This window comes from Marinobacter gelidimuriae, assembly GCF_000372805.1.
In the GTDB taxonomy this organism is placed as follows: Bacteria; Pseudomonadota; Gammaproteobacteria; order Pseudomonadales; family Oleiphilaceae; genus Marinobacter; species Marinobacter gelidimuriae.
The window spans coordinates 1-22169 of sequence record NZ_KB889902.1; the positions used below are offsets into that span (position 1 = coordinate 1).

Genomic DNA, 22169 nt, shown 5'->3' on the forward strand with positions numbered 1-22169 from the left:
TAGTGCCTATCCATAAATGGGTGTTTTTTGAAAAAACACCCTGTTTTAATCTTTCCGTTCCAGTTCAAGCTGCTCCGGACTTCGTAGCGGCCCTTGACTGACCTGAATTGTTACGCACCGAAAAACATTTTCGACGGTTAAACCTGTTCGACCTACTTTGGCTACCGACGCATCGATGAGATCGTCGGCGACCAAGCGTAGTATTTCTGGGTATTGATCCAGTCGATTTGATAGCGCCCGAAGTTGAGCTCCAAATTCGTGTTTTGAGTCGTTTTCAAATAGGCTTGCCTGAGCAATGCGGGTTTTTCGCATGCGGAATCCTCTTGTTTTTTTGGTTATTCTTCGTACCTTTAACTTAACAAATTCAAGAGGATTTTTTAATACATTTCTAAAATATTTCATTATTTTTCAAAATGTTACACATTTCTGGATGGGCACTAGCTTGGGCTAATACGTCGACAAGACGGGCATGCTGATCTGAAAGCCTGGCGATGTTGTCGGAGAGGATCACGTGCTTTCCTCCATCTTTCTCATCGCCAATCTTTTTCTGGCCCTCGCCGAAGGCAAGCCACCAGAACCGACCGGACAGGATAGTTGACGCCGAACATCACGGTTTTTACCGGGTTTTAGGGCTCGTTTTTTTGCTTCCTTTGGCTGGCCTGGGATTAGCCAGGTGCCACTGTAGAACAAATCGTCAATCTCATCCCAAGCCTGCGCAGTATCTGGTTGAGCGTTTTTACCGTCGCGTTATCGGCGTCGCGCTCAACCGCCGAAATAGTGTTTGCAGACAGCCCCACTATTTTACCAAACCGGCCCTGACTAAGGCCTGTCCATTCCAGACGCATTTTGCGAATTGCCTGGCCCAGCTTAAGTTCGCCGCTATCAAGCTGCTCGATGATTTTCTTGCGGGACTCGATGCGTTGATCAGGAGTGAGAGGTTTTTTTAACTTTGGCATCAAATAGCCCTGCTGGGATGCTGAGCGGCCCTGTTAAAGCAAGTCATCTAACTGGTCCAGCACTAATTCTGCTTCTCTAAAACGGATGGCAGCGTGGTTTAGCATCGCAGCGGGAGCTCCATGGTTCTTCAGAGCATTTTTCATATTCCTTAATTGCTCAAGTTGCGTCATCACCAGGCGGGCTGCGTATCCTGCATCGACTGCCAGTGCTTCGAGGATGGCGGTGTAATTGGTGTCACGCGTTCGGTTCAGGAACTGAAGAGGCCATCGGGTTGTTCTGGCAATTGCTTCCGAATCAAGCACCATGGGGGCCACATCGTATGTCGGCGCTAGTTCAATATCGGCGCCACGCTTGATGATTGAGGTGTTACGACCATGATTATCCCGGTTTCCCGTTGCCGTATTCAAAATATCACGCACTAGATATTCTGCCAGTAATGCATCCTTGTCTTTCGGTTCCGTGATAAAGGTCTTCAATTTATTAACAACATCGACATGATTCAGTGCAGACCCGTCACCGGACTTCCCCATCATCGAGTAAACAGACTCAACGCCATGGCGAACAACATCGCCAGCTTTCACAGCTCGATCAAATCGGGGTAACCAAAGAGCTAACTGGCCTTTATTTTCATCTATTCGTGCTCCGCTGATGGAGTTTACGCCGCAGGCCTCAAGTGTTTTATAAATGGCTGCCTCGCCTTGAAGCACAGCAATATCGTCTTGCGTTTTTCTACCCCGCGGAAATTTGACTAGCCAGTGGTTGCAAACCTCAGTTTCCGAAATTGTGCCTTCCAGTGCGAAATGCCCGTCGTGGGTTTCCAATAGCAGTAGCTTCGGTGCATCGCCGCCTGCGCCGGTCGCGCCGCCGATAGCGACACGAAGGTTTTGTGCGTACTCAATCAGATTGTCGGCACGGGCACAGACATCCTCGCGGCTGAACAATACCTTATCGGAGTGGCTCACTCGCTCTTGAAACGCCTCAGCAGCCTCTTTTATACGTAGATTTCCGATCGGAGCAATGCAGCCTTGCTTTAACAACTGGGTGTCAATCGTGTGTGCAGGATCCCGATCATATCCAAGTATTTTGACCCAATGACGACGCCCGGCTCCCTGGGGAATGATATCGCGCAAAACAGGTGTAATCTCACCCTTGTGATAATCGCCGCCGAAGTGGCAGGGCAAATTTACACTGACAGCTGTCTTGTCAATCAGGTTTTGTGTTTCGAAGTCGCCGCCTTGCTCAAGCGCAGCCAAAGCGTATTCTGCGCTGTAGGAGAATGAGGGTGCTCCGCGTAGCCCTTCGCCAGGCATTTGAAAACGCACAGTCCCTGCATCATGCCAATGTTTATTCCAGTGGACTTGAACAGTGAGGTTCATCGAATCTTCCTTTCTTTACAAGTAAGCTTGTAATATGGTCGTCAGTTTTGGTTTTAATTACAAGTTTTCTTGTAAATTCAGCTTTTTATTAACGGTTGATTTTAAAAATATACGGTAAATAAGCACCTTGTTCAGCAGCAAAGAAGAAGTTCAGATTTACGCCGCACGCTGGCTCTGGTATTACAATAACTAATAATCCAATATGGATTCCGAAAGAATTACTCCTGAACAGGAACTGGCCACGGTGGCCTGATGTCTATTTTTGAATCTTACCCGCTAATAATGGGGGATAGCCGCTACGCACCAGAAGAGGAGACTTTATCATGGCCAGTCTTAACCAATTGCGTCGCGATCACGCCAACATGGCTCGGTTGCTTCACGTACTCTTGCGCAGGCACAAGCACTTGGAGCAGGGCGAGCGTCCAGACTTTCATTTGATACGTGAGGTTGTGGACTACATCCTTGAATACATGGACGGCTTCATCATGCCTTTGGAGCGTCTGTACAGCGAACACCTGCTGGCTAAAGAGCCCGAAGCCGAGGCGTTAAGCCATCGAATGGCCGATGATCACCAGGCCTTGCGTAAGCGCCTGAACCTGCTTTCCGAGACGCTCGATATGATCCTGATGGATCACGTGGTGCCTATGGAGCGCTTTATCGAGGACCTCAAAACCTATCTTGATGCCCATCACGCTTACTTAAAGGTCGAGCGTGAGCAGCTGTTTCCATTCCTTCGTAAACATTTGACCGATGCGGAGCAAGAGGGCCTACTCAAGATGTTGCCAGACAGCTCAAAAGCTAACCTGTCGCGGCTCCGGGAAGATCATCCAGAGCTTTACGCGGAGTTCAAGGCGGCGCCTTCGCCATTCGCTTGAGCACAGTAAAAGCCGGCGCCTTTTGGCGCTGGCGCTGATTGCATTACCAAGGTTCGATGGCAGTAGAGATGCAGGTTTTCGTCATATTCCGCCGTAATTCAAAGACTGACAGGGCGGCAACCGAATGCCCATGCCATGCACGTGAGCCATGTAGAGTTTTCGGGAGGCCGTGTCAGACAGCTTTTTGACCGAAACGCCAATACCTCGCTCGTATACACGTAACTCAGTGGTGGGGAAATCTTCAATTTCCGGTAAATCCACATCCAGTTGCCATAAAGCCCGTTCCGCCCCAAAGTGACGTTAGCACCACGCACACCGGCAGAAACACTGACACCGCGCTTGCCAAGATTGATGCGGACCCCGGGAAAGATAGAAACCGTTCTACGAAATCGAAATGCCATTTGAAACCTTATTCTGACGGTGTGATTGGGTGAACATTCGCCACCCCAAACGGAATATGAACCATCGGAATATCCCCCGCATCGGATTGTAGGTGCGATCGTTGGTCATCAAAAAACATGTGGGGCTTTAGCACCTTCAGAATTCGGTCTTTCTTCATTCCACCCAGGAAGAAAACTTCGTTTGCATCCACGCCCCAGTGCTCCAAGGTTGTAATCACGCGTTCATGGGAAGGCGCATTGCGGGCGGTCACGATGGCGATCCTCAATACCCGTCGATAGTTGGGATCGTCCGTCACCGCCTGATCTTCCAGCTTTTGCAGGTGTGATAGCTTGCGAAATAAGTCCGCAAGCGGGCCGGGGCCGTGCGGAACTTGGGAGCGGGACGTCTCGTGCTCCTGAAAGTCCTCCAGGGAGCCGGCTTTGAATACCCGCTCCGAAGCGTCATCCGCAATTACACCATCAAAATCAAACGCTATACGCAGTTCTGGGTCATCTTCATCATCCACCACTTTGCTGGGTAAAACCGTGCCAGCCGGGTGGCCGTAGTCTATCGCTTGCGACACATCGTCGGCATTGGCCGATAGAAACAGCGAGGCATTGAACGCTGGAATGTAAGCATAGGGCGACTTGCCCTCCAGGAAGGCTGCGCGGCTGATATTCAGGCCGTGGTGGCGAATAGAATGAAACACCCGCTTGCCGGTAATGACCGAGTTTCGCGAAAGCAATACCACCTCCACCGGGCACTGCGCTGGAAATTTCTGGTTCACACTCAAGAAACGTTTTACAAACGGAAAGGCAACGCCTTTTCGCAATGGCTTAGTCAGATGAGTCTCCTGATACTCCCGGTAGGCTTTTTCACCTTGTTCGCGAAACACACGGTCGGAATTGGACAAATCAAACAGGGCGCTGGACGCTACAGCAATAACGAGCTTTTGTTCGATGGGGTAGGACATCGGCAGGGCGTTCCTCTTTCTGGCAGGTATCCGGATCCAGATTTCTACGGCTTAAGATTATAGTGGTACTGTGCAAGTATCAGTGCAATGTAACTTACCCAGCTCGGCAACTGGCCATAACCGATAGGCGTCACCGCTCGCTCTTTGACGATTGCCCCTCAAAACACAACTAAGTCGCGCCCAGTTTGTGGTTTGGGAACATGCCGACGAAACTGGCGGCAAGCTTGGCATCTGGTGCGACATCAATCAGTATTAGTTTTTCGTGCAGCCCAGAATTAACGGACAAGGATGATGCTTCAATGTACAACCTGACTGGGGATATTCACGGTTATGCCAGCGAGCTGAAAGCCCTTTTGGCGAAAATGGATTACCAGGTAACCGACGGCATTTGGCAGCACCCCGTACGCAAAGTGATCTTCCTAGGCTACTTTGTAGACCGCGGGCCAGAGCACATAGAAAGCGTGAACATTGCCCGCACTAAGGTCGAAAGTGGAAGTGCCCTGGCAGTGATGGGTAATCACGAATACAACGCCGTTGCCTGGGCTACGTCCGACCCGCAAGATCCCGAACAATTCCAGCGCCTGCTTGGTTCCGACGGCGCGAAATCGGTATTTCTTGGGCAATACTGGCTGTACTCCGAAACCGTAAAACTGATTAAAAGCATGATTCTTTATGAATGATCTCCAGCAGCTACTTAAAGATATTTCTTCCCAATGGGTGCAGGCAAAAACAGAGAAATTTGGCAAGCACCCGCTGGCAAATCGGTTCCGAAAGGAATTGGTTGAGACGGTAAGTTCAATAGTTTCTGAGGTCCGGCCAAGCTTTAAAGTTAAGGGTAGCGTCGGAGCTGGGGTTTGGGCTGATGTTGCTTGGCTTTCAATTTTGGATCTCGAAATCACAAAGTCCACACAAGACGGTATCTATCCGGTTTATGCCTTCAAGGCTGATGGCAGTGGTGTCTATTTATCGTTTAACCAAGGCACAACGGAACCGCTTAAACGTTTTGGTAAAAAAACGGCTCAAAAGTCTGCTGAGGAATTAGTTCAAACTATTAGAAAAGAGCTTCCTAGCCTTTCTGCATGGGGTGTGGCCGATATCAATTTGGAATCTTCAACGCCGCTGGGGAAATCCTATGAAGCCCCAAATATTGCTGCCAAATACTATCCCACTAACGCGATCCCTAGTAATGAAGAGTTGAAGCGAGACCTGCTACAGCTTCTTGATTTTTACGCGGAGGCTAAACCGATCTGGTTTCGCCTATTGATGCCGGGATCAAAGGTCGGTAGTGAAGCGCCACCAGCGAAAAAACAAACATGCTTGCCCAAACCATTTTTGTTGCTGGCAGGTATTTCCGGCACAGGTAAAACTCGCTTTGTCCGCCAACAAGCGGAATATAACAAGAGTTTGGACGAAACCTATTGTCTTGTGCCGGTTCGCCCAGATTGGCACGAACCTTCTGACCTGCTGGGTTACGTCTCTAGGCTGGGTGTAAATGGGGCCCGTTACGTCGTCTCTGATATTCTTAAATTTATTGTTAGTGCCTGGAAAGAGGTCATTTTCAGTATCGAAAGTGCTAATGGCAAGTTGAACTGGGTCGGACGTGATCAGAGCGATATTCGGCCATTCTGGTTGTGCTTGGACGAAATGAACCTGGCCCCTGTAGAGCAGTATTTCGCTGATTTTCTGTCTATTCTAGAAACTCGACGTTTTCTGAGCGAAGAGCAGCTTCAACACCATAACGCTGATACCGGGGTTGATGCTTCCTATTTATACAACTGCGACCCGATTCTCAAACCCTCGATTATCAGCCAGTTGGATAGTGATGGTCAGAACAGTCTCCGGTCTGAGCTGGGTCTAAACGGAGCGGAATTTAACAGCCACTGGCAATATTTTTGTCACCGTGGAATCGCACTGCCCTTTAATTTGATTGTCGCTGGCACAGTCAATATGGATGAAACAACCCACGGGTTCTCCAGGAAAGTCATTGACCGTGCGCTAACGATCGATTTTGGACAGTTTTTCCCAAACAACTTTGATCAGTTTTTCGACCCGAAATATCGGCCCGTTGCGCTCAGTTATCCAATGATCTCGTCAGTGACACTTAACGATTTGGCCCCTGTTCCTGCGGACCCGGACGGCGCCCGTTCAGTTGAGTTCTTGGCCGGTATTAATAACATTCTAAAAGGCACGGCATTCGAGCTAGCCTACCGTGCGCTCAACGAACTGCTGTTGTCGGTTGTGTGCTTTGCGCCGGCCGATGATGAAACGCTGTATGCGGTTTGGGATGACTTTCTGATGATGAAGTTACTGCCTCGTATAGAAGGCGATCATGAAAAACTGACGGTTTTCCAACCTCAAAATCCAGATAACGATGACAGCCAAGACTTGCTAGTTAGCCTTTTCCGGCACCTTGAAAGCTCGATGGCGCCGATTTGGAACGGAGATAGGCCGGACCTGCTGCGCGAATCGGTGAATGGCGATACGGAGGCTCGTACAAAGTGTCGCACCAGGGAAAAAATCGAATGGATGAGTGACCGTCTGGTGTCCCATGGCTTTACGAGCTTTTGGCCGTAATCTGTTAGCGGGAGTTCACCTTGCCTGAAGTACTTGTTATCAAAAGCGTTGACTGGGAGCTATCCGTATGGACGCGGGACCAGAGTTCGCGTCAGCGCATGTTTGCAGAAACCATGGTTTCGCGGGGCGGCGCTGGCACTACGAGTACCAAGACGGAGATCCGCCTCTTCCCGCCGCTGCAGGTCACGCATATTGAAGTGAACGAGAAGCTGTTTTTAGCCGACTCTGATACGCAGGGCGTTGTAGCGCTTAGCGAACCTTTGTTTTTCGAGAACACACTCTACGAATTCGAGTTTGTTTTCACTGACGCCGTTTCCGGAACACCGGCCATACAGCACAAGTTATTGCGGATTCACAACGCGTTCCGCTACACGACGAAGCACGGCGTAAAATCGCTGAGAGGAAGCGTTAATCCGGGAAACGATGTGGGGTGGTTACGCCTTCCGCTGTCTTACCAGGTTGCCGGTGTTAATCACCGAGCCTCGGTTTCTGTAGAAGTATTTCCTACCAAAATGGACATGGTGTCTGATCTCCAAACAATTTATAAAACTGTTGATTCGCAATACCCGCTTTGGCGATTTGCTCTTGCCGAGCAGACTGAGCAGGAATTTGACCGAACCAGGGACCGCAACCAAAGTTTTCCTTTGCTCTGGCTAGCACAGTTTGAGTCGATTCAGTCTGAGCTTGCGGAAGGTGTAGACCGAATTATCCGTTCGCCCCATAGCCGCCTGATTGTCGAAAACCGTTGGGTTACTGCGGACAGGTTAAAGGGAAAAATTCCAAACCGGCTGGGTGAACAGGTGCGTAGTGATCTTGCCGGTGGGATGTCTCGCCGGCGCTACTTGTTCAGCCGCAAAAAACTGTCGGTAGATACACCCGAGAACCGTTTTATAAAACTGGTTCTCGAGAAAAGTCGCGATAATCTCGCCAGCTTTCTTCGAGTTGCTTACCTTGCCAACAGTACCCCGGATAAAAATCGCCTGTCGCCGTTCTTTTTTCAAACTTTGAATGGCTGGCGCAAAAACATCGAAAAAAAGCTGGCCAATCCTTTGTTTGACGAAGTCGGTCAATCCACCGGGATGCTCTCGAATTCTCTGGTGTTGCAGCAGAAACCCGGCTATTCGGCGGTGTACCGGTGCTGGCAAAAGCTCAAGATGTACCTTGGCGTGCTGGGGCGGCAAGCATCAGTTTCAATGAAAAGCGTTGCCGAGTTGTATGAAGTGTGGTGTTTTCTTGAGCTTCGTGATGTCCTCCTGAGATTGGGTTTTGCCGAGACAAAACAAAAAAAAGGTGCTCTTCGGGACAGAGGTCTGGAAAGAACCATTCATGATGGTTTTTTTGGCGCCTTTGAATTTCAACGCCAGGATGGTGTGAAAGTGCGGCTGGTTCATGAGCCTCTGTTCAGTTCGACAACTGGGCCAATCAAAGCCCTGTTAACAGCGCAAAAACCCGATATTGTTCTTGAGGCCAGGTTTGCCAGTGGTGAGAGCTTTATTTGGCTGTTTGATGCGAAATATCGCATCCGCGACGATGGCCGGACCGGTGACTATGTGCCGGATGATGCCATCAACCAAATGCACCGTTATCGGGACGCACTAATCCACAGCCATTCAAATTCTGAAAAGGAGGAGCGGTCTCGGCCGGTGTTCGGCGCTTTTGTGCTGTATCCCGGTTACTTCAATCAACAGCCTGACAATATAGAAAGTAATCCCTATATTTCAGCAATTAGAGAAGTCGGAATCGGCGCTTTTCCGCTCGTGCCGTCCCAGACTAAGGATGCGCATGAGGCTGGTAGTGCATGGTTGAAGGCTTTTATTGGCGAGAGGCTTGGTGGCTTCTCTTATGCTGGAATAGCCAGCCCCGAGAGATTGTACATTGAAGACTCGGCTCGCATTCCGGTATCTGGAATGACTCAGTTGCGCTATCCCGACTTAACGATGGTCGTAACTGCCGCGCCTCGCAGTGGGAGAAACCCGCAATATGTAGAGAGCTTCAGAAATGGAACAGCGGCTTGGTACCATATGAAGTTTTATGCTTCCGAGCGGGAGAATATTCAAAAGCACTTGATGCGGGAAATCAGGCACTGCGTCATTGCGAGTTATGACCCGTACGAAAAGACAAAAAGTGCGGAATATGTATGGAGTGTAGATCAGGTAACCCTTGTTCCGCGGAGTAATCTGACGGTTGAACAAACAGGCAGTATGGGTAATGGCGACGGTTTGTATTGGCTGTTTAAGCTCTCTGCTTTCAGAAAACTCGCGTGTCCGATTGCGCAGTTTCCCCCTCGGGGCCATCATTTGAAGCTTTGCTCGCTGGCTGATGCGGACGATATTGAGCTTTTCAGGGATATTAAAGGCGTGTATGCGTCAGTCGATATGGTTAACAAAGTGCTGGAGTAACACCATGGATACATTCTCTGTTTTTCTGGCTTGTGGCCCCTCTGAGTTTGAACGGTAAATGCAATGACAAACTCTTCCTACAACCAGCACGCCCAACGCTACTTCAACCAATACCAGTTCATAACCTTCGATCAGGTCCACGGCGACTGGTTGCCCCAGCTGGACGGCAAAGCCGGCCTCGCCCGAGACGTCGGCGCCGGTAGCGGCCGAGATGCTGCGGCTCTGGTAAAGCGCGGTTGGGATGTGGTCGCGGTGGAGCCTGCGGCTGGTTTGCGGGAGCTTGGCCGGAATGCCACTAAAGACAAAAGCATTCAGTGGATAGACGATCAGTTGCCAGACCTTAATCGGGTTCGAAAACTGAGCTGTAGCCTTAACCTGATTCTGGTTTCTGCGGTTTGGATGCATATCCCGCCAACCGCTCGTGAACGAGCGTTTCGAATCTTGGCTGAGTTGTTAGCGCCGGGCGGGATGCTGGTGGTTACGCTTCGGCACGGCCCTGGCGATGGTGAGCGTGTTTTTTACGATGTTCGCCGGGAAGAGCTGGAGGTATTTGCCAAGCATCGGGCGCTGATTCCGGTTGCTTTGCCAACCAGGCGCAATGATGATGAGCTGAAACGCTCCGAGATTTCCTGGGAAACACTGGCGTTTCGGTTAGCGGACGATGGCACCGGTGCGCTGCCAACGATTCGGCATATCATCGTTAATGACAATAAATCGTCGACCTATAAATTAGGGCTGCTTCGTGCCCTTGTTCGAATCGCTGACGGTGCGCCGGGTTTGGCGCTTAACCGAAACGATGACTGGGTGGAACTTCCGCTTGGTGCAGTCGGACTGTTCTGGATTATGCTTTACCGCCCTTTGATTCTGAAACATCACCTGAGGCAGGCACCCGGTGCGGGTGGGTACGGATTTGCCAAGGAAGACTTCTTCAAATTGCAGGATTCTAGCCCTCTGGATTTCCGGGTAGGCATGCGGCTGTCAGCCGATGTCGCGCCGGTGGTGCTTCGCGCTATTCGCGACGCTTGCACCAATATTCTCAAGAACCCTGCACATTTCACAACCTGGCCTGGCAGCAACCGCCCAATCTTTGAAGGTGGCTCGGCCAGAGTGATTATCAAGAACGAACCGGCGCGCCTGGACAAGGCGACGCTGTCTCGATTCGGTACTTTCCGCGTTCCCTCGTTTTTGTGGGACGCGTTCAGTCGCTACGCTTGCTGGATTGAGCCCGCGATTGTGAATGAATGGATCGGGTTGATGAGTGGCTGGGACGTGCGTTATTCAATGGATGTCTATCATCAGGGTCTGCAATGGGTTGAAGGCCGGCGCGATACGTCTACGGTTCGTCAGCTTGTGGAGCAGCAGCTCCAGGCCGGAAAAGTCGAATGCATTTGGACCGCGCAGAACTTGAAGGATAAGCGGTTTGATGTGGACCACTGTTTCCCCTGGTCACGTTGGCAAAACAATGATCTGTGGAACCTTATGCCGGCCACCCAAAGCGCCAACGCGTCAAAGTCTGAAAAGCTGCCTGCGGATTCATTGTTGAAGCAGGCGCGTCCCCGAGTTTTAAATTGGTGGGAGCAAGCGATACTGGGTTCGGTGCGTGAGAAGCAGTTCTTTTCAGAAGCGGAGGCGGCGTTGCCGCTGCTTGGGCAAAACCGAACAGTCGAAGGTGTTTTCGAGGGAATGCTTCAGCAGCGTTTGAGGTTGAAAACGAATCTGCAGCTTGCGGAGTGGTTGGGTGTGTGACTCAAGCAAGCGTGTACCCGGAAATCGGATGTCACTACTAATAAGAAACAAGATATCTTACAAAAACCTTCACCGGCGAACTGACGGCAAATAAGATGGGAAACGAGGCCAGGGAGGCCATGATATGACTACTGAAAACGCAACCCCGATCATTATCTACGAAAACGCCGATAATGCTGTTGAAGTGCGGCTGGACTTGAGCCACGAAACGCTCTGGCTGACTCAGGCACAGTTGAGCATGCTGTTTGATGTCAAACCGCAGAACATCACCATGCACCTTAAAAACATCTTTGCTGAGGGAGAGCTCACAGAGGCGGCAACTTGTAAGGATTTCTTACAAGTTCAATCCGAAGGTGGCCGGAACGTTGAGCGCAAACGCAAACACTACAGTCTGGACGCCGCTATTTCAGTCGGCTACCGCATTAGTTCTGCCCGCGCGACTCAGTTCAGAATATGGGCCACTCGCATCCTCCGCGAACATCTCACCCAAGGCTGGACCCTGAATCGCGACCGCTTTGAAACCAACGCCCGCGAACTAGAAGCGGCTCTGGTACTGATACGTAAAACCGCCCAAAGCCCGGAGCTGAGCGCCGATGCCGGACGCGGACTGGTGGATATTGTCGCACGCTATGCCCAGACCTTTTTGCTGCTACAACGTTACGATGAAGGCTTACTGACCGAGCCGCAAGCGCAGGCCGGCGGCAAACTGCCTTCATTTGCGGAAGCACGCATCGCACTGGACAACCTGAAAGTAGAACTGGTGAGCCGTGGCGAGGCAACGGAGTTGTTTGCCCGCGACCGTGGCGACGGCTTGGCGTCACTGCTGGGCAACCTGGATCAAACCGTATTTGGCGAATCCGCTTACCCAAGTGTGGAAGCAAAGGCGGCGCATTTGTTGTACTTTGTGGTTAAGAATCATCCGTTTTTGGATGGCAATAAACGCAGCGCGGCCTATTTGTTTGTGGACTTCATGCACCGCAACGATCGCCTATTTAATGTTGCTGGTGAAACGGTTATCAATGATGTGGGGCTGGCGGCTCTGACCTTGCTGGTGGCGGAATCCGACGCTGCCAACAAAGAAACCATGATCCGGCTGATTATGAACATGCTGGCCAGGGCGAGCGAGTGAACGGCGCGACCTTAAATGAATCCGAAACCCGCGCAAAAGCAGATTAAACAGGAAACAAAATGCCCTACCAATTTGAAGACCTCAAAAACAGCTGCCATGCCGAATGGCACGCCTACATTCACCACAGTTTCGTGCAGCAGCTGGGCGACGCATCGCTTGCACCAGAGGCCTTTCAGCACTACCTGAAGCAGGATTATCTTTTTCTGATTCAGTTCGCCCGTGCCTATGGCCTGGCGGTATATAAAAGCCCGACCTTGTCTGACCTTAAGCAGGCCAAAGAAGGGTTGAAAGCGATTGTGGATATCGAGCTGGATTTGCACATTCGTTATTGCAAGGAGTGGGGCGTTTCAGAGCAGGAGCTTGCTAACTTGCCGGAAGCCCGAGCGACTCTGGCCTACACACGTTATGTGCTCGATACCGGCAATCGGGGCGATCTGCTGGATCTGCACGTGGCGCTTTCGCCTTGCATGGTGGGTTACGGTGAAATCGCCAACTGGCTGAACAGCCGGGCGGAAACCATTCGGGGCGACAACAATCCATACGATGCCTGGGTTGTCATGTACGAAAGCGCCGAATTTCAGGAAGCCATGCAGTCAGAGATACGCTGGTTGAACGAGAGGTTGGCCGATGTCTCCCCCGCCAGGTTCGATCAACTGACCCGAATATTCAGTGATGCCACCCGCCTTGAGATTGATTTTTGGCAGATGGGGCTGACGCAGAGCGATTAAATGGAACAGCGCAACTATGCGATTAATCGGATTGAGGCTATACTCGCATCACAATGATTAGGAGTTTGATTATGCTTGCCCTTGAAAAATCAGGTCCCGCTGCCAGAGCCTACAAGCCCGACTTGCAGAAAATTAGGGCCAGAAAATCTCCGGGAAAGATTTTTAACACGATCCCGAGCGAGATTTTTGAAAACAGCCAGTCAATGATCAACGCTTCAAAAGCCGGGGTTCCGAGGGCTTGGCTGAAGGGTGTTATTGACGCTGTGGGCTTACGCGACGTGTTTGTTTCTGCTTTTAATATAACTTCTCCGAACCTGAGCAGGATGTACCGCAGAGCCACCCTTGATAGGGAGGACTCCGAGGAGTTTCTGGATACCGTTCGGCTGTTGAAAAAATCTAACGAGGTCTGGGAAGACGAAAGCCTGAGTCTGGGCTGGCTGGATAGCCCTGTACCTGCGTTGGGCGGGCAGAAACCGAGAGAGTTAATAGACACTTTTGAAGGCCGTCGATGGGTAATGAAGGTGTTGAGCAAGATTGAGTACGGGGATTTCAGTTAATGCAGCTCTTTCGGATCACGAAAGAACAGTATCTGGAAAATCTTAGTGGGCTGGGTGGTAGTTATGAAGACGGTGCCCGGTGGAACCTTCCTGGCACTCCGGTGATTTATTTTGCGCTGTCAGCCGCTGTTGCGCAGCTGGAAATGGCTAATTACACCGTCAATCCAAGGATGGTCCCGAAGTCGTACCGGTTGGGTGTCTATCAGTTGGATGATGCTGTTGAGCTTGACCGGCTCGATCCAGACAGTTGGCCAGAGGGCCGGTATGAGTTCCCTTACCAGAAAATGACCCAGCAAATTGGTGATCAGTTTCTTGGAGCCAGGCACAGCCTTGGCTTGATTGTTCCAAGCTGCGCAATACCGGGTGGGCTAGGGGAGATAGTCGTTATTAACCCCTACCACGCCGACATTGAGAAAATCAGACTTGTCGCCACTCACAAAAATATTTTCAACCCCCGCACTTTTTTAGGGGTTTGACATACTCACTGTCCCTTCAGGGCGGTGAGGATGTCAAAGTGTCCCCGCACTTCGCCAGGGTGATGACTCGCCATTTTCTGGTTTATAAATCGGGCAGTTGTTTACCCTCTGGCACGCGCACTTCAAATCCGGATTGCACGCTGACTGTTTCGCCCGCCGGTACGGTGCGGTTCCACGCCAATACGCCTTTTTTGTCGTCCACGTTGCGTTCCACTGGCTCGCTGATTTGCAGCGGTTTTACAGTGAGTATGTCGATTTGCGACACCGGCATGCGGTCAAAAATCCGTAGGTTCACGGCTTCATTGTGGTGGTTGGTGATTTCAAAGCGGTTTTGCCGGCGTTGTACCTGTTCGCTTTTCCAGAGGCCTTCTTCGCCGGTGCGTTCGATTTCGTTGACGACGGCAACCCGTATGGCTTCATCCACGCCGAAGCCCAGGCGCAGTTCTTCGCCGCTGGTCATTTCAGGCAGGTAGGTGCGGCCTACACTCTGGCCATCGCGGAACAGCTGCACGGGGCCGGCGGGTATGGGGGCTTCAGCGGTGAAGATTCCCGTGGCGTGCACATAGCCTGTTGGGTCATACGCCGGTGCTGTCCATACCGCTGTTTCTACCGCTACTGTGTGCTCGGCTACGGTGAGGCGCTGGCCGTTGCCGCCGTTTGGAATGCTGACAGGCTGCGCCAGGCGGTAGCTCTGGGTAAAGGTGCTTTGGCGCTCTACGCTGGCGCCGAAGTCTGCCTCAACCTCGGCTGTGGCGCTGCTGTCGAGCATGGGGGCGGCGGATTTCATCTGGCGCACCAGAAAATCAGGCTGTGCCGGGCTAACCACCCAGGAATCCAGGGGCGGCATGTTGGTTCCGCGCCGGGCATTGGCGGTTGAGAGTTGCAACTCGACGTTGCGCCAGTCATCACCGGTGGTCTGCTGTACAACGGCCAGATGCTGCAACGTTAATTCACCGCTTTTTTGGTCGTTGGCTTTCTGGCCCGCTACTTGGGAGCTCAGTTGGGCATTGTATTCGCTGCGCCAGCGCGCTTCGTTGCTTTGGAATTCCAGTGTGATGGTCAAATCGCCACCGGCAGGGGCGCGGTAGTGAATCTGTGCTGTTTTGCTGGCCCTGGCGTTTTGCTGCGCTTGTGACAGTTCCCGTTCCAGGCGGTCTTTCAGGGCTATGTCGTCACGCATTTGGGTGCGTATGCCGCGAATTTCTGCCAGTGCTGCCATAGTTGTCTGTTTCAAGGTGGCAGCCATGTCACTTAATTCGGTGGCCACCAGATCATCGCTGAGGCCTTTGGTGGCTCTGTGGACAAGTACTCTGAAGGTTGGGGCGCGGGCTTACACCATTACGAGTTGCTTCCCGGGGTAAGCGCCGTGAAACCGAATAGCAATGAATTTACCCTCAGTGCGATGCACCAGGATCAAGTGGTGGTGAAGCCCGATCAAGCCAATGTTCTGGCGTTTTCTGCTTTTTGTCCCTTCGCGGCTTTGCAATATGACAACCGCATTTTAACCTTTCAGGCACACCCCGAATTCGATGTAACGTTTGAAACACGGCTTGTTCGTCATCTTCGAGGTCAGTCTTTGCCTGAAAGTAACGCTGACCAGGCGTTGGACGAGCTGGGTGCGCCGGCTGCAACTACGGACTCCCGGGCGATAGCAGGCTGGATGGCCCGCTTCGTGTTGCGAAACCAGGAAAATTTCTAGAGGCATCTGGCAATGCAGGCAGGTTCCGGCCGCCTGCTAGATTCCGTTCTTTAAAATAATAATATGAATACTTTTGAAAGTGATATCACACTATTTAAAAACGGTATTGAAAGGTGACGCATGTCTGATAATAAGGCCGAAATTTGGCTGGCACAGCATCCAGAGATTGATTCCATTTTTGCCTGCGTTTGCGATTTGAACGGCACGATGCGTGGCAAGCGCGTTCCGGTTGATCAGTTGTCCAAGGTAATAGAGGGCGGGCTACGGATGCCGTTGTCGATTGTCGGCATGGATATCTGGGGCGAGGACGTCGAAAACAGTGAGTTGGTTTTCGAGACAGGCGATTCCGATGGCTTGTGCGATTTTACGGGCCGCCCATTGATGCTGATCACCTGGACCCGTCGCCCGACGGCGCTGGCAATGCTGTGGATGCGACAAGAAGACGGCGAACCGTTTCCGGGCGACCCGCGCAGGGCCCTGGCGCGTGTTGCCGAGCAATATAAGGAACGCGGACTGACCCCTGTGGTGGCGACCGAGCTGGAATTCTATCTGGTTGACCCCTTGGAAGATTACCCACAGGCGCTGCGGTCCCCCGTAACCGGCAAACGGCTGGAATCCGACGGCGCGATGTCGCTGGACGAGTTGCAACATTTCGATGAATTTCTGAACGACGTTTACGATGCCTGCGAATTGCAGGGCATTCCTGCAGATGCTGCGATCTCGGAAAACGGGGCGGGGCAGTTCGAGATCAACATGCACCACGTTGCCGACCCTCTGCGCGCCGCTGACGATGCCGTGCTGTTCAAACGACTCGTGCGCGGCATTGCACGCAAGCACGGGCTTGCGGCTACCTTCATGGCGAAATGCTGCCCGGCGCTCACGCGCCGACAAGCGTCTCTTGGGGCTATGAGAACCGAACCGCGGCCATCCGTATTCCCGGCGGTGATCCCATAGCGCGGCGTATAGAGCATCGCGTCGCGGGCGCCGATGCCAACCCCTATCTGGTGCTGGCCAGCATTCTGGGCGGGGCGCTGCTCGGCATCGAGAACGACATGCGGCCGGCGGCACCCATTACCGGGCTCTCGACGGGGCTTTACCTTGCTGAAAAAGGCTACAAGGTCGCTATTATCGAGGGTGCGCGGGTTGGATGGGGCGCCTCGGGGCGCAATGGGGGGCAGATCGTCAACGGGCTGAACGCCAGTCTGCAAACGATCAAGAAGCGCTACGGGCAAGACACGGCCACATTCGTCGCCGGTCTGGTGCAGGAAGGTGGCGAGATTATCCGCGAGCGGATCAGCACCTACGACATCAAATGCGATCTGAAAAAAAGAACATCTTTACCGGTTTGACCAGCGCTCATATGGGCGAGCTGGAACAACGGATGAAGCTTTGGGCCAGTTACGGCCTCAAGAATCAGGAGATGCTGGACAAGAACCAATTGCGCGAACACGTGAATTCCGACCTCTACGCGGGCGGGTTGATCGACCATTCCGGCGGCCATATGCACCCGTTGAATCTGGCCTTGGGCGAGGCAGCGGCGGTTGAGCAGAACGGTGGAATCATCTATGAAATGTCGCCGGTGATCGACGTTGATCACGCGGCGGCACATATCGGGTGTTACGTCGCCGTTTTCACCCAATTTGTTCATGCCGTTTTTCTTCAGGCTGTCGATGAGCTCGTCAATGTGTTCTTCGCCCAGCTGGTAATCAACCAGGTGGGTTTTTACGCCCATGGACTCGAAGAACGCCTGGGTTTTGTCGATAGCGGCGTCGGCTTTTTGTTCTGCGCTGCCCTCGGTAATGTTCCAGACCCGTTCGGCGTCTTGCACCAGTTTGTCCTGCTTCGCTGCTTTGCGTTCCCGCAGCATGCGGGCGGATGCGGTGTAGCGGGTAGGTAGGGGACGGATTTAAAATCCGTCCCCGATTTGCCCTGAAGGTTGAGTAGGGGACAGATTTGAAATCTGTCCCCGCTGGCCCAGAATGAACTCTACGCGGGTGGCGGACAGGCTTTGGCTCAGCAGTAGCCAGTTCTTGTCCAGCTGGGCCACACCGGTAGCGGTGTTCAGGATGATTGGCCACACAGCCGCGAACGCCAGCAAAAAATACACCGGCGCATTGCCCACGCCCAGCACCATCACCGCGAGGGGCATCCAAGACAGCGGCGATATCATTCGCAGAAACTGAAACACCGTACCGTTGGCCAGGGCAAACCGGTGCGACAAGCCCGTGAGTATGCCCAAGGGAATGCCAATCGCCACCGCAAACAGCAGGCCGATGCCCACCCGTTTCAGGCTCAACAATATGTGGCCATAAAAGTAGGGGTCTTGCAGCAGCCAAATCAGCGCTTCAAACGTGGGCAGTGGTGCAAAGTTGGCGGCAATGGGGATGCGCTCGGTCAGCAAGCTGGCGCCCAGCCACCACAGGCCAATGGCCAGGGCCAGCCCAACCAGGGGTAGCAACAGATTCTGGGCGCGGGCGTTCATACCACAATGGTTTCCCGGCGGGTGTAGCTTGGGTCTATACCAAACACACCCGGGCCGCCGGCGGCTTCAATGGCGCGGCGAACAAAACGGTCGTCTACCAGATCGCGGGCCACAAACTCGGGTTTCAGATCGTTCAGGAAGCGGTTTTTGCCGGCCAGCTGGGTGGTTTCAGGCTGCGCACCAGCTCTTCGGTGTACGACGAATACGGGTAGGGCTGGAAGTCGATGCGCTTTTGCGACCATTCCGGGTTATGGATCAGCCCGGCGTCCTGGTAGCGGGCGTAGTCTTTGCTGGAGAAGACTTTGTCCAGGGTTTCCACCGAATGCGGGGTGTAGCGACCGGTACCGCTGGCGGCCAGCAGTGCGGCGGTTTCATCAGTGAACTGAAGACTCCATTTTTGCGCGTTAACGATGGCGTTGGTCACCCGCTGTGTCCATTCCGGCCGTTCGTTGAGGTCGCGCTCGGCCATAAACGTCACGCAGCAAGCGTGATCTTTCCAGACATCGCCGGAAAAGCGCAGCACTTTACCTACGCCTTTCAGCTCGGCGGCGGCGTTGAACGGCTCGGCGACGATGAAGCCGGCGATCGAGCCGCTGGCCAGGGCCGAAACCATTTCCGCCGGCGGTTGCACCACCAGATTGACTTCGTCGGCGGCCTGAACCTGGCCAGGCCGCAGCGATATTGCTTTAAGACCGTTCTCCACCACAATTTTCTGCAGCAGAATATTGTGGATGGAATACCAGAACGGAATGGCCACGGTTTTACCGGCCAGGTCACCAACGTTATTGACATTATTGCCAACGGTTAGCGCAGAGCCACCCATGTGATTCCAGGCCACGATTTTGGCGGGAAAACGGGCGCCGTAACGAACCCACAAAGTGGCGGGTGTCAGCAGATGAATGACGTTCACATGGCCTCCAACAAAGGCTTCTACCAGCTGCGCCCAGCTGCGGAACATGCGGGGTTTTTCGGTGCGCAGGCCCTGTTCTTGAAACAGCTTGAGCTGGTCGGCGACCAACAGCGGAGTGGCATCGGTAATCGGCAAATAACCCAGGCGCACTGGAACGTCGTCGCCCTTGAAGTTTTTGGCTTGAAGGTCGCCAGCGCTCAACAGCGGCGAAGCCAAGCCTGCAACGCTGGCCAGCCCGGCTAGGCGCAAAAAATCTCGACGATTGAAACCGCAGCCCAGGGCCTCGGGGGCCGCAGGCAGTGTGTGATGACTCATAAATACCTCGGAAAACTAAAGCGATGAGGTTAAAGGAACGGCCGCTGGCGTTGGTGATGGCGACGCTGATGATGGAGTTGCAGCCGGTTTGTTAGTGGCGTTTACCTGGTGCAGGTTGTGCAAAATTTCATCGCGCATGGCGGCTGTTGCCGAATCCCGTTCGTTGCGCGGGTGGGCCTGATCGCACTGCCATTCCCGATAGATGCGCCCGGGTGAGCCTCCCATCAGAATGATGCGGTCTGCTATTATCAAGGCTTCGTCGATATCGTGGGTCACCAGCAGTACCGCGGTGTTCCAGCGGTGCACCAGTTGAACCAGCAGGCGCTGCATTTCGGCGCGGGATATGGCGTCTAACGCTGAAAACGGCTCGTCTGCAAACAACAGCTCTGGCTTGCGTGCCAGTGCCCGCGCCAGGGCTACCCGCTGAGCCATGCCGCCAGACAGCTGGGCTGGCCAGCTGCGTTCGTGTTGCGCAAGGCCCACCGCATCCAGAGCTTCTTCAACCCGTTGTTTGCGCTCGGTGGCGCTGATTTTTGGTTGGTGTTTGAAGTTCAGGCCGTAGGCTACGTTATCAGCCACCGGTAGCCATGGCAGCAGGCTGGCCTGCTGAAACACCAGAGCACTGCGGGGATGGGGCCGGTCTATGGGCTCGTTCATAAAGTACACCTGACCGCGATTGGCGTTATCCAGCCCTGCCAACAAGCGCAGTAAGGTGGATTTACCGCACCCGCTGCCGCCCAGCAGCACCACAATTTCGCGACGCTGAATCTGCAATGACACGTCGTGAAAAATCATTCGGCCGTTGTTATAGGCAAACGATACCCGTTCGGCCCGCAGAAGCGGCTGCTGGGAAGCGCTCATTATGCCGCACCTGCCTGTTTCGCCAGTTCGCCTTTAAGCTGGGATACGCTAGGAGACACGACCGGTATGAAGGCCGCTTCGCGCCAGCGGCGCTCGAAGCCATTGTGCTGGTCTAGCAGGTAGGCGCTGCCGCCACTGGCTTCCAGCTCCGAATTAGCGGCCAGCTGCACCAGCCCGGCCAGGTCAATACGCAGCTGGAACAGTCGCGCCGGTACCTCGGCAAACGTTCCATCGGCCAGCCCCTGTTGCAAAGTGTTGGTGTGATGGTCGAGTTGCTTGTGCAGGCTGTCTAACTCCGCCTGCAAATAATCTCGGCCCGGGCGGCTGACGTGGGCAGAAATGGTGTCCAGCGAAGCCCGAACATGTCCGACGGACATGCCGCACTGCAAGCCCAGAAAATGGGGGCGAATAGCCGGGCAGAAGTGCTTGGCGTCCAGGTGAATGATGTCGCTTGTACTGATGCGTACCAAATCCAGCAGCAAAGCTGCGGTGGAGCTGCCGCGCAGGGCGACCAGGTTCAGGTTGTCGCTGCGCTTTACACCGGCGCTGCGGCTGTCGATGGCCACTATGGCCGGCGCCCCGGTGTCTGTGTTCTGCACAATGGCGGCTACCAAAAAGCCTTTCGGGTCCAGATTGGTGACCCAGAACAGCTTGCCGTTCAGAACCCAGCCCTTATCATCTGGCGTTGCGCTAATCTGTATGGCTTCAATGCCAGACAAGTATTTCATCGCATTCGACAGCGCCGTGGCGCCGGCAACATGGCCGCTCAGCAATTGTGGCAACCAGTGCTGGGCCAGTTCGCTGTTGGGGGATTGCACCAGGTAATCAATCAGGGTGCGATGGCCCCAGGCCACAAAAGCCGCAGTCAGTGAATGGCGTGCGACCTCTGCGATGGCGTCTGCCGCTGCGAAAATAGGTTGGCCGTCACCGCCGAATTCTGCGGGCACGCCAATGCGGAACAGCCCGGATTCAGCAAGGGTAGATAGCAACTGGTGTTGGGCGTCGCCACCGGCATCCAGTTCGCTGGCGTGCTGGTTCAGCCATTGGGAGAGTTCGGATTTTGATTTTCCGTTAGCTTGGCTTATGCACCTAACACTCCCGCCTGATACGGCTGCAACTGGGGGTTGATTGGGTTTTGTGCAATGTTATTGGCAAAGTTGCACAAGGTAGCAAGGCTGATGCCTAACACCACACCCAGTACTTGCTCGTCGCTGAAACCAGCCTTACGGATGGATTCCAGTTCGCCATTAGTCACCGCGCCGCGGTTGACAATGACGGCTTTGGTAAAAGTGGCCAGCGCGTCCAGGCGTTCATCACCAATAGGTTGGCGTTGCTGCAGGGCGACGGTCTGTTGCTGATTAAAGCCGGCTTTTTTCATGGCAATGGCGCTGTGGCCGGCCACACAGAAATCGCAGCCGTGAATGCTGGCGGTGGTAATTTGCACCACTTCCCGCTCCTGCAATCTTGGAGCAGTACAATGCCGACGAGTATACGAATGATTCGATTCGCAAGTCTCACATTAACGGTCATCGTCTGATCTCCTTGTATTGGATTAGGGGCTGTTGACATTTTCGCATAAGGCATTGAATAAAGTAGGCAAACTCGTAATATTAAGGTCCCTAAACCACCCATAAAACGAGTTTGCCATGCCCCGATTCATGCTCAGTGATGAGCACTGGTCGAAGCTAAAAGGAATGATGCTTCAAGAAAATATTTATAACAAGCGCGACT

22 protein-coding genes and 2 pseudogenes are annotated in these 22169 nt (G+C 53.2%); 13 read left to right on the forward strand and 11 right to left on the reverse strand.

Going from position 1 to position 22169, the window contains the following annotated elements; genetic code table 11:
• Window positions 1-665: 665 nt before the first annotated feature.
• Both A3OI_RS0112805 and A3OI_RS0112810 read right to left on the reverse strand, forming a co-directional pair.
• A complete protein-coding gene (locus A3OI_RS0112805; RefSeq protein ID WP_018404671.1) occupies window positions 666-956 on the reverse strand; it encodes a helix-turn-helix domain-containing protein in 291 nt (96 codons plus the stop codon).
• Between the two features lie 33 nt (window positions 957-989).
• On the reverse strand, window positions 990-2333 hold the full coding sequence (locus A3OI_RS0112810; protein WP_018404672.1) for a type II toxin-antitoxin system HipA family toxin: 1344 nt from the start codon (window positions 2331-2333) through the stop codon (window positions 990-992).
• A gap of 323 nt (window positions 2334-2656) precedes the next feature.
• Between A3OI_RS0112810 and A3OI_RS0112815 the strand changes: the two genes are divergently transcribed.
• Entirely contained in the window at window positions 2657-3208 is a 552-nt protein-coding gene (locus A3OI_RS0112815; protein ID WP_018404673.1) for a hemerythrin domain-containing protein, read from the forward strand.
• Window positions 3209-3289: 81 nt separating this feature from the next.
• Here A3OI_RS0112815 and A3OI_RS23940 read toward each other — a convergent pair whose 3' ends face one another.
• From A3OI_RS23940 to A3OI_RS0112825, 3 genes and pseudogenes are all read right to left on the reverse strand, one after another.
• Entirely contained in the window at window positions 3290-3469 is a 180-nt protein-coding gene (locus tag A3OI_RS23940) for a hypothetical protein (RefSeq protein ID WP_018404674.1), read from the reverse strand.
• A 23-nt stretch (window positions 3470-3492) separates the two neighbouring features.
• Window positions 3493-3609: pseudogene (locus A3OI_RS24690) on the reverse strand (DUF4236 domain-containing protein); the annotation flags it as partial.
• Between the two features lie 8 nt (window positions 3610-3617).
• Window positions 3618-4562, reverse strand: a complete 945-nt coding sequence (locus A3OI_RS0112825; RefSeq protein ID WP_018404675.1) for a 5'-nucleotidase — start codon at window positions 4560-4562, stop codon at window positions 3618-3620.
• 299 nt (window positions 4563-4861) lie between these two features.
• Here A3OI_RS0112825 and A3OI_RS0112830 point away from each other — a divergent pair, with 299 nt between their 5' ends.
• From A3OI_RS0112830 to A3OI_RS0112865, 8 genes are all read left to right on the forward strand, one after another.
• Entirely contained in the window at window positions 4862-5242 is a 381-nt protein-coding gene (locus tag A3OI_RS0112830; RefSeq protein ID WP_018404676.1) for a metallophosphoesterase, read from the forward strand.
• Complete coding sequence (locus tag A3OI_RS0112835; protein WP_018404677.1) at window positions 5235-7136, forward strand: MrcB family domain-containing protein; 1902 nt, start codon at window positions 5235-5237, stop codon at window positions 7134-7136. Before A3OI_RS0112830 ends, A3OI_RS0112835 begins: the two co-directional genes overlap by 8 nt.
• Window positions 7137-7156: 20 nt before the next feature.
• A complete protein-coding gene (locus A3OI_RS0112840; protein ID WP_018404678.1) occupies window positions 7157-9535 on the forward strand; it encodes a DUF2357 domain-containing protein in 2379 nt (792 codons plus the stop codon).
• A 63-nt stretch (window positions 9536-9598) separates the two neighbouring features.
• On the forward strand, window positions 9599-11281 hold the full coding sequence (locus A3OI_RS0112845; protein WP_018404679.1) for a class I SAM-dependent methyltransferase: 1683 nt from the start codon (window positions 9599-9601) through the stop codon (window positions 11279-11281).
• Between the two features lie 124 nt (window positions 11282-11405).
• Window positions 11406-12410, forward strand: a complete 1005-nt coding sequence (gene rhuM / locus A3OI_RS0112850) for a RhuM family protein (RefSeq protein ID WP_018404680.1) — start codon at window positions 11406-11408, stop codon at window positions 12408-12410.
• Window positions 12411-12469: 59 nt separating this feature from the next.
• The gene (gene tenA, locus A3OI_RS0112855) at window positions 12470-13138 is read left to right on the forward strand and encodes a thiaminase II (protein ID WP_018404681.1); all 669 of its coding nucleotides are present in this window, start codon (window positions 12470-12472) and stop codon (window positions 13136-13138) included.
• 71 nt (window positions 13139-13209) lie between these two features.
• The gene (locus tag A3OI_RS0112860; RefSeq protein ID WP_018404682.1) at window positions 13210-13695 is read left to right on the forward strand and encodes an antitoxin Xre/MbcA/ParS toxin-binding domain-containing protein; all 486 of its coding nucleotides are present in this window, start codon (window positions 13210-13212) and stop codon (window positions 13693-13695) included.
• The gene (locus A3OI_RS0112865) at window positions 13695-14171 is read left to right on the forward strand and encodes an RES family NAD+ phosphorylase (protein WP_018404683.1); all 477 of its coding nucleotides are present in this window, start codon (window positions 13695-13697) and stop codon (window positions 14169-14171) included. The genes A3OI_RS0112860 and A3OI_RS0112865 overlap by 1 nt, the downstream gene beginning before the upstream one ends.
• 82 nt (window positions 14172-14253) lie before the next feature.
• On the opposite strand, the gene A3OI_RS0112870 is transcribed toward A3OI_RS0112865, so the two are convergent.
• On the reverse strand, window positions 14254-15438 hold the full coding sequence (locus A3OI_RS0112870; RefSeq protein ID WP_018404684.1) for a DUF4139 domain-containing protein: 1185 nt from the start codon (window positions 15436-15438) through the stop codon (window positions 14254-14256).
• Between the two features lie 30 nt (window positions 15439-15468).
• On the opposite strand from A3OI_RS0112870, the gene A3OI_RS20115 reads away from it, so the two are divergent.
• The 4 genes from A3OI_RS20115 (at window position 15469) to A3OI_RS24805 (ending at window position 17767) form a co-directional block, all read left to right on the forward strand.
• A complete protein-coding gene (locus A3OI_RS20115; protein ID WP_018404685.1) occupies window positions 15469-15870 on the forward strand; it encodes a type 1 glutamine amidotransferase family protein in 402 nt (133 codons plus the stop codon).
• Between the two features lie 120 nt (window positions 15871-15990).
• On the forward strand, window positions 15991-16824 hold the full coding sequence (locus A3OI_RS20120; RefSeq protein ID WP_228702968.1) for a type I glutamate--ammonia ligase: 834 nt from the start codon (window positions 15991-15993) through the stop codon (window positions 16822-16824).
• Complete coding sequence (locus tag A3OI_RS24465) at window positions 16734-17219, forward strand: FAD-dependent oxidoreductase (protein ID WP_323806881.1); 486 nt, start codon at window positions 16734-16736, stop codon at window positions 17217-17219. Before A3OI_RS20120 ends, A3OI_RS24465 begins: the two co-directional genes overlap by 91 nt.
• A gap of 11 nt (window positions 17220-17230) precedes the next feature.
• Window positions 17231-17767, forward strand: coding sequence for an FAD-dependent oxidoreductase (locus tag A3OI_RS24805; protein WP_456085384.1), 537 nt, complete (start codon window positions 17231-17233; stop codon window positions 17765-17767).
• Window positions 17768-17776: 9 nt separating this feature from the next.
• Here A3OI_RS24805 and A3OI_RS20130 read toward each other — a convergent pair whose 3' ends face one another.
• The 5 genes and pseudogenes from A3OI_RS20130 to A3OI_RS20140 all read right to left on the reverse strand — a co-directional run bounded on the left by A3OI_RS20130 (window position 17777) and on the right by A3OI_RS20140 (window position 21885).
• A complete protein-coding gene (locus tag A3OI_RS20130; protein ID WP_018404687.1) occupies window positions 17777-18352 on the reverse strand; it encodes an ABC transporter permease in 576 nt (191 codons plus the stop codon).
• Window positions 18349-19577, reverse strand: a pseudogene (locus A3OI_RS20135) (ABC transporter substrate-binding protein). Before A3OI_RS20135 ends, A3OI_RS20130 begins: the two are co-directional and overlap by 4 nt.
• A 15-nt stretch (window positions 19578-19592) precedes the next feature.
• Entirely contained in the window at window positions 19593-20438 is an 846-nt protein-coding gene (locus A3OI_RS0112900; protein WP_018404689.1) for an ABC transporter ATP-binding protein, read from the reverse strand.
• Window positions 20438-21523: an acyl-CoA dehydrogenase family protein gene (locus tag A3OI_RS0112905; RefSeq protein WP_026224190.1), complete on the reverse strand. Its 1086-nt coding sequence runs from the start codon at window positions 21521-21523 to the stop codon at window positions 20438-20440. The genes A3OI_RS0112900 and A3OI_RS0112905 overlap by 1 nt, the downstream gene beginning before the upstream one ends.
• Entirely contained in the window at window positions 21520-21885 is a 366-nt protein-coding gene (locus A3OI_RS20140; protein ID WP_018404691.1) for a carboxymuconolactone decarboxylase family protein, read from the reverse strand. Before A3OI_RS20140 ends, A3OI_RS0112905 begins: the two co-directional genes overlap by 4 nt.
• Between the last annotated feature and the right edge of the window lie 284 nt (window positions 21886-22169).

Coding starts and splice junctions, on each gene's coding strand:
- A3OI_RS0112805 (WP_018404671.1), bottom strand. CDS start 956: ATGCCAAAGTTAAAAAAACCTCTCACTCCTGATCAACGCATCGAGTCC.
- A3OI_RS0112810 (WP_018404672.1), bottom strand. CDS start 2,333: ATGAACCTCACTGTTCAAGTCCACTGGAATAAACATTGGCATGATGCA.
- A3OI_RS0112815 (WP_018404673.1), top strand. CDS start 2,657: ATGGCCAGTCTTAACCAATTGCGTCGCGATCACGCCAACATGGCTCGG.
- A3OI_RS0112825 (WP_018404675.1), bottom strand. CDS start 4,562: ATGTCCTACCCCATCGAACAAAAGCTCGTTATTGCTGTAGCGTCCAGC.
- A3OI_RS0112830 (WP_018404676.1), top strand. CDS start 4,862: ATGTACAACCTGACTGGGGATATTCACGGTTATGCCAGCGAGCTGAAA.
- A3OI_RS0112835 (WP_018404677.1), top strand. CDS start 5,235: ATGAATGATCTCCAGCAGCTACTTAAAGATATTTCTTCCCAATGGGTG.
- A3OI_RS0112845 (WP_018404679.1), top strand. CDS start 9,599: ATGACAAACTCTTCCTACAACCAGCACGCCCAACGCTACTTCAACCAA.
- rhuM (WP_018404680.1), top strand. CDS start 11,406: ATGACTACTGAAAACGCAACCCCGATCATTATCTACGAAAACGCCGAT.
- tenA (WP_018404681.1), top strand. CDS start 12,470: ATGCCCTACCAATTTGAAGACCTCAAAAACAGCTGCCATGCCGAATGG.
- A3OI_RS0112860 (WP_018404682.1), top strand. CDS start 13,210: ATGCTTGCCCTTGAAAAATCAGGTCCCGCTGCCAGAGCCTACAAGCCC.
- A3OI_RS0112865 (WP_018404683.1), top strand. CDS start 13,695: ATGCAGCTCTTTCGGATCACGAAAGAACAGTATCTGGAAAATCTTAGT.
- A3OI_RS20120 (WP_228702968.1), top strand. CDS start 15,991: ATGTCTGATAATAAGGCCGAAATTTGGCTGGCACAGCATCCAGAGATT.
- A3OI_RS24465 (WP_323806881.1), top strand. CDS start 16,734: ATGCTGCCCGGCGCTCACGCGCCGACAAGCGTCTCTTGGGGCTATGAG.
- A3OI_RS24805 (WP_456085384.1), top strand. CDS start 17,231: ATGGGCGAGCTGGAACAACGGATGAAGCTTTGGGCCAGTTACGGCCTC.
- A3OI_RS20130 (WP_018404687.1), bottom strand. CDS start 18,352: ATGAACGCCCGCGCCCAGAATCTGTTGCTACCCCTGGTTGGGCTGGCC.
- A3OI_RS0112900 (WP_018404689.1), bottom strand. CDS start 20,438: ATGAGCGCTTCCCAGCAGCCGCTTCTGCGGGCCGAACGGGTATCGTTT.